Here is a 10,703-nt window from a genome sequence, read left to right as displayed (position 1 = left end):
GTATCTTGGCATAATGCTAAGTCTTGATTTTGCAGAGATTGCAATTATTGATATGATTGCAACTGCTAGAATCATGGCTGCGATTGTACCAAATTCTGGGACTACAAAGGTACCAATTATTTCAATTTCTTCAGCGCCTGCTGGGAATGCTATAGTGAGGACTCTATCTGTTGATGTTGTTGATTCATCAAAGTCTACTTCTTCTCCATCAATTAAGACAAAGAAATCGTCATCTTCACCATTTATTGTTGCATCCAATACAGATCTTGGTATTGTGAGGGTTAGTGAACCGTCATCGGTGGCATCAATAGAAATGATTAATGAATTTGCATCCACATCAGGCATAATATTTACTAATTTTCCGCCTGTAATCTCATATCCTATCAAATCACTAGAACCTTGAACTGAAACTGTTGTGTCAGTTACCTCAGAAACTCCAGGTTCATCTGGTGTTTCTACTACTGTAGATCCTCCAAAGTCAAATGAAGTAGTTGCTGAACGATTTTCGGTTCCGTATTGAACTGTAATCGTATATGCTCCTTCAGCTTTCATTAATGCGCCTCCTGCTGTAATTTCAGTACTGAATTTTTTATCAGCACCTACAGTTACTTGTGCAATAGAAACTAAGTTTCCATTAGGAGCTTTAACGATAACACTCACTGGAGTTCCTGAATACAGATCTCTAACTTCACCAGTTACTACAATTGTATCTCCTTCTGCATATGCAGCTTTGTCAGTAGTAACAACAATCGAGTTTTGTATTTGTCCAAATGCTGGTGCCATGCCAATACTTACAACTAAAATTGCAGATAAGGCAAACACCGATAGATGAGTTTTCATCAATTTTACGCCTGAAATTATCCTATTTAAGGTTGTGAAAAAATATGTTGACAAAAGAGAAAAAACACTGATTTTGCCGAATTTCAGATTAGATATATATTAACCCGAGCGTGAGATTTTGACAGTTTGTGTGTATTCTTTATTGTTACATTTAATGTTCTACGTGGAGGCGTTTTAGATGGCAACTAAGAAAAACCAAATTTTAGTTCCTGATCACGTTTATGTTCCAAAACATGAAATTATTTCAAAACAAGAAGCTGAAGAAGTTTTAAAAAAATACAATTGCAAACCAACAGAATTACCATTAATCTTTGTAAATGATCCAGCAATTTTGGGACTTGGTGTAAAACCAGGTGATATGATTAAGATTACCAGAAAAAGTCCAACTGCTGGTGAGAGTTTCTATTATCGTTACGTGGTGGAAGTATAGATGGCAGATTCTTCAACCAAACGATGGCCAGTAATCCAAGATATTTTAAAACGTGAAGGTATTGCACGTCAACATCTAAACTCCTTTGATGAATTTCTTGAAAGAGGACTTCAAAGTATCATAAATGAAGTTGGACAAATAGAAATTGAAAATGCTGAATATCCTTACAAAATTCAACTAGGCAAAGTAAAACTTCAACAACCAAGAATGATGGAACTTGATGGTTCTATTACTCATATTACTCCAGCTGAAGCAAGATTGAGAAACGTTTCATATTCTGCTCCGGTTATGATGGAGGCAAGTGTTGTTGAAGATGGCAAAATCTTAGAATCACGATTTGTTCATATTGGAGATGTTCCAGTAATGGCAAAATCTAATGCATGTATTTTGCATAACTTTTCAACTCAAAAACTAGTTGAGCATGGAGAAGATCCAAATGATCCTGGTGGATACTTTATCATTAATGGTTCAGAAAGAGTCATTGTTGGATTAGAAGATCTTTCATACAACAAAATAATTGTTGATAGAGAAACTGTTGGTGGAAATGTTGTCTTTAAGGCTAAAGTATATTCTTCAATTGTTGGGTATCGTGCAAAACTAGAACTTGTAATGAAAAACGACGGATTGATTGTTGCAAGAATTCCTGGTTCTCCAGTAGATATTCCAGTTGTTACTTTGATGAGAGCATTAGGATTAGAATCTGATAGGGAAATTGCCGCAGCCGTTTCTCTTGTAGATGAAATCCAAGATGAATTAGAAGGCTCTTTTGAAAAAGCAGGCGATGTTCCAACTTCTAAAGATGCAATTGTTTACATCAGTAAAAGAATCGCACCTGGAATGTTAGAAGAATTCCAAATTAAAAGAGCCGAGACCTTACTTGATTGGGGACTTTTACCACACTTGGGTAAACATCCAGAAAACAGAAAAGAAAAGGCACAATTCTTAGGTGAAGCAGCATGCAAATTATTAGAATTAAGACTTGGTTGGATTTCTCCAGATGACAAGGATCACTATGGTAACAAAGTAATCAAATTTGCAGGACAAATGTTGGCTGACTTGTTCAGAACAGCATTTAGAAATCTTGTAAGAGATATGAAATATCAACTAGAACGTTCAGGTCAAAAACGAGGAATTAACGCAGTAGCTGCTGCAATAAGACCAGGTATAATTTCTGACAAACTAAACAATGCAATTGCAACAGGTAACTGGGGTAGAGGAAGAGTTGGTGTAACACAATTACTGGATAGAACAAATTATCTTTCAACAATTAGTCATCTTAGAAGAATTCAATCTCCTTTGAGTAGAACCCAACCAAACTTTGAAGCAAGAGATCTTCATGCAACTCACTTTGGTAGAATTTGTCCAAGTGAGACTCCTGAAGGTTCTAACTGTGGTCTTGTTAAAAATCTCGCTTTATCTGGAATTATTTCTGTAAATGTTCCATCTGAAGAAATTGTTGAAAAACTCTATGATCTTGGTACTGTTCATTTCTTTGATGCAAAAGAAGACTTGAAGAAAGATGGAACAAGAATTTTTGTTGATGGTCGTCTCATTGGATATTTCAAAGACGGTGAACAATTAGCAGAATCATTAAGAGAATTAAGAAGAAATTCAAAGATTCACCCACATGTTGGTGTATCCTTCCACAAATCAGAAATTGAAGGATCTACTAGAAGACTTTACGTAAACTGTAATGCTGGACGTGTCTTAAGACCATTAATTATTATCAAAGATAACAAACCACTTTTGACTCAAGAATTATTGGATAAAATTTCAAAGAAATTACTTTCTTGGACTGACCTGTTGAGAATGGGTGTCTTAGAAATGATTGATGCAAATGAAGAAGAAAACTGCTATGTTACTTTAGATGATAAAGATACAAAGAAGTATACTCACCTTGAAGTTTTCCCACCAGCAATTCTTGGTGCAGGAGCTTCCATCATTCCATATCCAGAACACAACCAGTCTCCAAGAAATACTTACGAATCTGCAATGGCAAAACAAAGTCTTGGATTTTCCACACCAATGATGAATACCAGTACATATGTTAGACAACACTTTATGCTATATCCTCAAGTTCCAATTGTAAATACAAAAGCAATGAAACTCTTGGGTCTTGAAGACCGACCTGCAGGACAAAATTGTATTGTAGCAGTTTTACCATTTGATGGTTACAACATTGAAGATGCAATCGTTTTGAGTAAAGCATCAGTTGATAGAGGATTGGGAAGAACATTCTTCTTTAGAATCTATGATGCTGAAGCAAAACAATACCCTGGTGGAATGAGAGATGACTTTGAAATTCCAAACGCTGAAGATAATATTCGTGGTTACAAAGGTGAACGAGCATACAGACTCTTAGAAGAAGACGGTGTTGTTGCAGCAGAATCTCCAGTAAAAGGTGGAGATATTTTGATTGGAAAAACTAGCCCTCCAAGATTCATGGAAGAATATAGAGAGTTTGAATCAAGTGGTCCATACAGAAGAGATACTTCAATTGGTGTAAGACCTTCAGAGACTGGTGTTGTTGATACTGTAGTTATGACTCAATCTAACGAAGGTGGAAAGATGTACAAAATTAGAGCTAGAGATATGAGAATTCCTGAAATTGGTGACAAATTTGCATCAAGACACGGACAAAAGGGAGTTCTTGGAATTTTAGCTAAAGCAGAAGACTTACCATACACTGCAAATGGAATGTCTCCTGATGTCTTGATTAATCCTCATGCATTCCCATCTAGAATGACAGTTGGAATGATGATGGAATCAATTTGTGGAAAGGCAGCTGCATTACGTGGAAAAAGATTTGATGGTTCTGCATTTGTTGGTGAAAAAATGGATGAAGTCAAAGAAGTAATGGATGCTCATGGTTTCAAATATTCTGGTAAAGAAATAATGTATGATGGAAGAACTGGAAAATCATTCCCAGTTGAAGTATTCCTTGGAGTTGTATATTATCAAAAACTACACCACATGGTTGCAGACAAAATTCACGCAAGAGCACGTGGTCAAGTTCAGATGTTAACCAAACAACCAACTGAAGGTAGAGCAAGAGGTGGTGGTTTAAGATTTGGTGAAATGGAGAGAGACTGTTTAATTGCATATGGTGCTTCAATGATTCTAAAAGATAGATTGCTAGATGAATCTGATAAATCTGATATCTTTGTTTGTGAGAGATGTGGTCTAGTTGCTTATCATGATGTTAAACAAAGAAAATATGTCTGCAGAGTTTGTGGAGACAAAGCCAAAGTATCATCTGTCTCAGTTGCATATGCATTCAAACTCTTACTACAAGAAATGCAGAGTCTTAACGTAGCACCAAGATTGTTAATCAAGGAGAAAGTATAATGTCGATTCAAGCAATAAAATCAATTAATGGAATTAGATTCTCTGTTTGGTCTCCAACTGAAATTAGAAAATATTCTGTAGCAGAAATCACTGCTCCAGAAACCTATGATGAAGATGGAATGCCAGTTCAAGGAGGTTTAATGGATGGAAGATTAGGTACATTGGAACCCGGACAAAAATGTCTTACATGTGGAAATACTGCTGCAAGATGTCCTGGTCATTTTGGACACATTGAACTTGCTGAACCAGTTTTACACATTGCATTTATTGATAATATTTACAAATTGTTACAATCAACATGTCGCTCTTGTGGAAGACTAAAGGTTCCTCAAGAAGATTTAGATGCATTTAGAAAAATCAAAGAAAAAGAAGCAGCATATACTGTAATTTCCCAAAAACGTATTCCTGAACAAATTATTGAAAAAGCAAAGAAAGCAAAAGAATGCCCACATTGTGGTAAAACACAATACGAGTTAATTTTCACAAAACCAACTATCTTTGTAGAAAAAACTGAGATTGGAGAACACAGATTACTTCCAATTACAATTAGAGAAAGATTCTCACAAATCTTAGATGAAGATTTAGAATTACTTTCATATGATCCTGTAACTGCTAGACCTGAATGGTTTATCCTTCAAGCATTACCTGTACCTCCAGTTACTGTAAGACCTTCAATTATTCTTGAAACTGGAATTAGATCTGAAGATGACTTGACACACAAGATGGTTGACATCATCAGAGTTAATCAAAGATTAAAGGAAAGCAAAGAAGCAGGAACTCCACCTCTAATTGTTCAAGACTTGGTTGACTTACTTCAATATCACACAACTACCTACTTTGATAATGAAGTTTCTGGAATTCCACAAGCTCACCATCGTTCTGGAAGACCTCTCAAGACTTTAACTCAAAGACTCAAAGGAAAAGAAGGACGTTTCAGAGGTTCATTATCTGGAAAGAGAGTTGACTTTTCAAGTAGAACTGTAATTTCACCTGATCCCAACTTGGACTTGTCTGAAGTTGGTGTACCTGAAGCTGTTGCTATGAAACTAACAATCCCTGAAATTGTTACAGAATGGAACATTGAAAGAATGAGAAAACTAGTAATCAATGGTCCTGACAAATTCCCAGGAGTCAACTATATTGTAAGACCTGATGGCGTCAAAATTAGACTTGACTTCGTTGAGGATCGTTCAACAATTGCTGAAACCCTAGAAATTGGATATCTTGTAGAAAGACATCTTGCAGATGGCGATATTGTCATGTTCAACAGACAACCATCACTTCACCAAATGTCTATCATGGCTCATTATGTCCGCGTATTACCTGGTAAAACTTTCAGACTTCATCCCTCGGTATGTCCTCCTTACAACGCAGACTTTGATGGTGATGAAATGAACTTACACGTTCCTCAAAGTGAAGAAGCAAGAGCAGAAGCAATTCTTTTGATGAGAGTTCAAGACCAACTAATCTCACCAAGATATGGTGGTCCTATCATTGGTGCATTAAGAGACTTTGTTACTGGCGCATATCTTCTAACTAAAGAGGGAACTACATTAACTCCTCAAGAATTTTCTAATCTTGCAATGCTTGGAGGTTATACTGATCCACTTCCAAAACCTGCAACTAAAACAAAAGATGGTCCAGCATATACTGGAAAACAATTATTCTCATTATTCCTTCCAAAAGACTTCAACTATGTAATTACATCAAAATGGTCTAAAGGTACCAAAGGTGCACAAAATGATGTTGTCATTAAAAATGGTGAACTCATCAGTGGTGTAATTGACAAGACATCAATTGGTGCTGAAGAACCAGAAAGTGTATTGCACAGAATTGCAAAAGATTATGGCAATGCCGTTGGAAAGAGCTTCCTAAACTCTATCTTGATTATGGTAAAACAATTCATTACTCATTATGGTTTCAGTTATGGATTTGGTGACCTTGAAGTCCCAGAAAAAGACAAACAGCAAATCCTAGATGATATTCAAGGAACATACGATATTGTTGCTGATTTGACTGACCAATATGAAAAAGGTACTCTCAAACTTACAAGAGGTATGAGACCTGAAGAAGCATTAGAGGCATACATTGTCAATGAATTAGGTAAAGCAAGAGACAAAGCTGGCTCTACTGCAAATGATTCTCTAGATGATGGTAATGCTGGAAAAATTATGGCAACTACTGGTGCAAGAGGTTCATCATTGAATGTAGGTCAGATGGCTGGTGCCTTAGGTCAACAATCAAGAAGAGGAAACAGATTACATGATGGTTACAATAATCGTGCATTACCACATTATGCAGAACATGACAATAATCCTGATGCTCATGGATTTGTAAAATCCAATTATCGTGAAGGACTTTCAGCATTAGAATTCTTCTTCCATGCAATGGGTGGACGTGAAGGTCTTGTAGACACTGCAGTTAGAACACAACAAAGTGGTTACATGCAACGTAGATTGATCAACGCCTTAGAACACATTAGATTAGAATATGATGGAACCGTTAGAGATCCACATGGACACATTGTCCAATTCCTTTATGGTGAAGACGGAATTGATGTATCAAAGAGTGACCATGGTGAAGCATTTAACATCAACAGATTAATCGAATCACAAACAATTGTTGACTCTGGTAAGAAAGCAGGAAAAGAAGAAATTGAAACCTTAACTAAAAAATTCACAAAAACATTCAATCCAAGACTTACAACTCTTGTTAGTGATGCATTACTAAAATCTGGATTAAGTAAAGATGGTGTTGAAGCAGTATGTAAGAAAGGATTATCACTATTCAATAAATCCAAAGTAGAACCTGGTCAAGCAGTTGGAATTATCACTGCTCAATCAATTGGTGAACCTGGTACTCAGATGACTTTGAGAACATTCCACTTTGCAGGAATTAAAGAACGAAACGTCACATTGGGTCTTCCAAGATTAATTGAACTTGTAGATGCTAGAAAGAAGCCAGTTACGCCAACTATGGATATCTATCTTGATGAAGAATCAAAGAAATCAAGAGAAAAAGCAATCGAAGTTGCAAGAAATGTATTGCAAACCAAAGTTAGTGCATTAATTGCAGACAGTGAGACTGATTATTCTACAGAAATCAAATTAATTCTAAGTGAGAATAGACTTCGCGAAAGAGGCTGTACTATTGGAGAAGTAGAAGCTGCATTATCTTCAAACAAAAAATTCAAGATGGAAACAACCGGTGAATTAATCACTCTAAAACTAGTTGAAGAATCTGATGCTCCAACAGTTATTGCGATTAGAAATAAAGTTCTAAATGCAACTGTAAAAGGTGTTCCAGATATTGAACGTGTTACATTAGTTCAAAAAGATGATGAATGGGTTATTCAGACAACTGGTTCAAACATTGCCAAAGTTCTTGAAGTAAAAGGTATTGACAAAACAAATGTTAGAACAAACAATGTCTTTGAAATTGCAGGAACACTTGGAATTGAAGCAGCACGTAATGCATTGATTAATGAACTAAACAGTACACTAGAAGACCAAGGATTAGAAGTTGATAATAGATACATTATGTTAGTATCTGATTTGATGTGTTCTAGAGGATACATGCAACAAATTGGTAGACATGGTATTGCTGGTACTAAAGATAGCGTACTTGCACGAGCCGCATTCGAAATCACTGTTCCAACTATTGCTCATGCTGCACTTGGTGGTGAAGTTGAACAATTGAAAGGAATTACTGAAAACGTAATTGTTGGTAGTAACATTCCAATTGGAAGTGGTACTGTTGACTTGTACATGCAAGTTAGCAAGAAAAAATAAGTGAATAGAACATGGCTGATGAAATTTCTACATTAATGGCAAATAGCAAAGACAAAGTAGTTTTACTTAGATTAAGAAATAATAAAACAATTCAAGGTACTTTGAAAGACTTTGATATTCACATGAATTTGACATTAGATGGTGCTGAAGACATCACTGATGAAAAACCAGTTACAATTGGAACTGTTTTGTTGCGTGGAGATAACATTCTCGCAATTTCTTTGCCAGAAGAAGAATCTTAAATTCTGTCAAACATTAAATTTGATCTTGACCAATTAACTTTATGATAGATTTTTTTCTTTTGATTCCTCTATTGGTATTTTCTGCATTTGCACAAGAAATACCTGATTATGACAAGCCTTTTGCGCCAATATTTTTTGATAAACCATCCTATAGCTGGACTGACAAAGTCAAAATTACAATTTTGGCACCTAGTTGGAATACTAACAAAAATCTGATTGATTCAATTGGTGACACAGAATCTCATCCAATCAAAGTCTCAACTAGTGAACATTCTCTGAAACCATATCGATTTACTGAAACTGGTGTGAATTCGGGTATTTTTTCAGCAGAAGTAATACTTTCTGGTTTTTTGCATGATGCAAATGGTGATGGTAATTTTGATACCACTCCAAGAACTACTGGTAGTGGTCCAAACAATGGATTCTTGGAAGTTGATAGAGATTCTGCAATAACAATTTCATTTGAATTTGCTGATGGTGTTGTGTTAACTGAATCAGTTCCTGTTTCGTGGAATGTTGCAACAATTCAATTTACTAACGAGGAATTTTTTTCTAACGAACAAATTTCTGTTAAAGTTATTGATGTTGACATGAATCTAAATCCTGAAGCAATTGATCAAATTCCAATTCAAGTATATTCTGATTCTGATGTTGCAGGAATAATTCTGGATGCAACTGAAACTTCAGAAAATTCTGGAGTTTTTGTTGGAACAATTTCTTTATCTCAAAGTTCAACTTCAAGTGGAAATAGACTATTTTCTATACCAGGCGATCAAGTTTTTGCAAAATATGATGACTACACACTACCTAAACCCTATTCAATTTCAGATAATATTGAACTACTTTCTTCTGCAACAATTGATTCATCAATTCCTCCTATTGAAAGAATTGAAAATTCATTCATCAAGTTATCTGATAGCTTTGGAAATGAATTAAACTCATTTTCTATCAATAATCAATTACAAATTGTTGGAACAATTACAAATTCACAAGAGCATAAACAGAGTTTTGTCTATTTCTTCCAAGTAAAAAATTCTGATGACTCTACTGAATCTATTGCATGGATTAGAGGAGAACTAAATGCACATCAAACACTTGATGTCTCACAATCCTGGATTCCAAAAAAATCTGGTGATTATCAAATTCAAACATACGTATGGAATTCAATTAACGATCCAACTGCATTAGGACCAGAAATGTCCACTATGATTAGTGTAAACTAGAAAGAATAATTTCTACGTGATTATTAAATAGAAAATTTGATTTTTTTCCTTTGTGTTAGGAACCATTGCAGTAATCTTACTAGTGTTAATCGCGTTTACTCCGTTAATTTTGATTGATGCCTTTGCAGAATCTTTCGAGATTTTGTTTGACAAGGAATACTATTCTTTTGGAGATGAACTCAAGATTTCTGGTGAGATTCTAGATTATGGAATGCCAATAATTGCAATGAGTGTGTATGATCCTGACGGAAAAATTCTATCTGCAAACAACTTGGAAATTTCTGCTGAAAAGACATTTTCAAAATCCCTTTTACTAGATCCAGATTTTTATGAAAAGTCAGGTGAATATACTGTAAAATTTGATTATGGACAAATTTCAGAAGAATTCCTGTTCATTATTGATTCAGAGTTATCAAATGATGATGAAATATTTGAAGAATTTTTTGAACCTGAAATCATTTTACTTTACACTGAACAATCACAATACTCTGATGGGGAGACAATTATTGTTACTGGATTAGTTTCTAATGTTGAATCTCCTACTGTGCTAATTGGAATTTATGATCCATTTGGATTGCCTGCAGGATTTTATTTTGGAACAATAAATTCTGATTTAGAATTTTCAACAAATTTTCTTGTAAAGTCTGGTGTTAATTTTAGAACAGAAGGAACCTATTCTGTTAAAGCTCATTATGGAGAATCCGAAGCAACATCATTTTTTGATTATTATGAAAGCATTCCAGAAACAACAACTGAAAGCATTCCAGAAACAACAACTGAAAGCATTCCAGAAACAACAACTGAAAGCATTCCAGAAACAACAACTGAA

The 10,703-nt window shown here is 35.1% G+C and carries 6 protein-coding genes and 1 pseudogene; 6 read left to right on the top strand and 1 reads right to left on the bottom strand.

The genetic code is table 11. The annotated features are described in order from the left end of the window. Positions 1-840 (bottom strand): PEFG-CTERM sorting domain-containing protein (locus Q0941_RS09110; protein ID WP_299293275.1); only part of this gene is annotated, 840 nt, incomplete at its 3' end. A gap of 178 nt (positions 841-1,018) precedes the next feature. On the opposite strand from Q0941_RS09110, the gene Q0941_RS09105 reads away from it, so the two are divergent. From Q0941_RS09105 to Q0941_RS09080, 6 genes and pseudogenes are all read left to right on the top strand, one after another. Then, positions 1,019-1,270 carry a DNA-directed RNA polymerase subunit H gene (locus tag Q0941_RS09105; protein ID WP_299293274.1) on the top strand — a complete coding sequence of 84 codons (252 nt, stop codon included), beginning with the start codon at positions 1,019-1,021 and terminating at the stop codon, positions 1,268-1,270. Beyond that, positions 1,271-4,618, top strand: a complete 3,348-nt coding sequence (locus Q0941_RS09100) for a DNA-directed RNA polymerase subunit B (RefSeq protein WP_299293271.1) — start codon at positions 1,271-1,273, stop codon at positions 4,616-4,618. It begins immediately after the preceding gene. Continuing rightward, complete coding sequence (locus Q0941_RS09095; RefSeq protein WP_299293268.1) at positions 4,618-8,409, top strand: DNA-directed RNA polymerase subunit A'; 3,792 nt, start codon at positions 4,618-4,620, stop codon at positions 8,407-8,409. The genes Q0941_RS09100 and Q0941_RS09095 overlap by 1 nt, the downstream gene beginning before the upstream one ends. A gap of 11 nt (positions 8,410-8,420) precedes the next feature. After that, positions 8,421-8,651, top strand: coding sequence for an LSM domain-containing protein (locus tag Q0941_RS09090; RefSeq protein WP_299293265.1), 231 nt, complete (start codon positions 8,421-8,423; stop codon positions 8,649-8,651). Positions 8,652-8,692: 41 nt separating this feature from the next. Then, positions 8,693-9,874: a hypothetical protein gene (locus Q0941_RS09085; protein WP_299293261.1), complete on the top strand. Its 1,182-nt coding sequence runs from the start codon at positions 8,693-8,695 to the stop codon at positions 9,872-9,874. Between the two features lie 52 nt (positions 9,875-9,926). Beyond that, a pseudogene (locus Q0941_RS09080) lies at positions 9,927-10,703 on the top strand (tetratricopeptide repeat protein); the annotation flags it as partial.

The organism is Candidatus Nitrosopumilus sp., from assembly GCF_028278985.1.
In the GTDB taxonomy this organism is placed as follows: domain Archaea; phylum Thermoproteota; class Nitrososphaeria; order Nitrososphaerales; family Nitrosopumilaceae; genus Nitrosopumilus.
This window is presented reverse-complemented; position numbering and strand designations above follow the sequence as displayed.

What these genes read in the sequence shown, in the direction of transcription:
- Q0941_RS09090 (WP_299293265.1), top strand. Translation starts at nt 8,421, where the DNA reads ATGGCTGATGAAATTTCTACATTAATGGCAAATAGCAAAGACAAAGTA.
- Q0941_RS09105 (WP_299293274.1), top strand. Translation starts at nt 1,019, where the DNA reads ATGGCAACTAAGAAAAACCAAATTTTAGTTCCTGATCACGTTTATGTT.
- Q0941_RS09085 (WP_299293261.1), top strand. Translation starts at nt 8,693, where the DNA reads ATGATAGATTTTTTTCTTTTGATTCCTCTATTGGTATTTTCTGCATTT.
- Q0941_RS09095 (WP_299293268.1), top strand. Translation starts at nt 4,618, where the DNA reads ATGTCGATTCAAGCAATAAAATCAATTAATGGAATTAGATTCTCTGTT.
- Q0941_RS09100 (WP_299293271.1), top strand. Translation starts at nt 1,271, where the DNA reads ATGGCAGATTCTTCAACCAAACGATGGCCAGTAATCCAAGATATTTTA.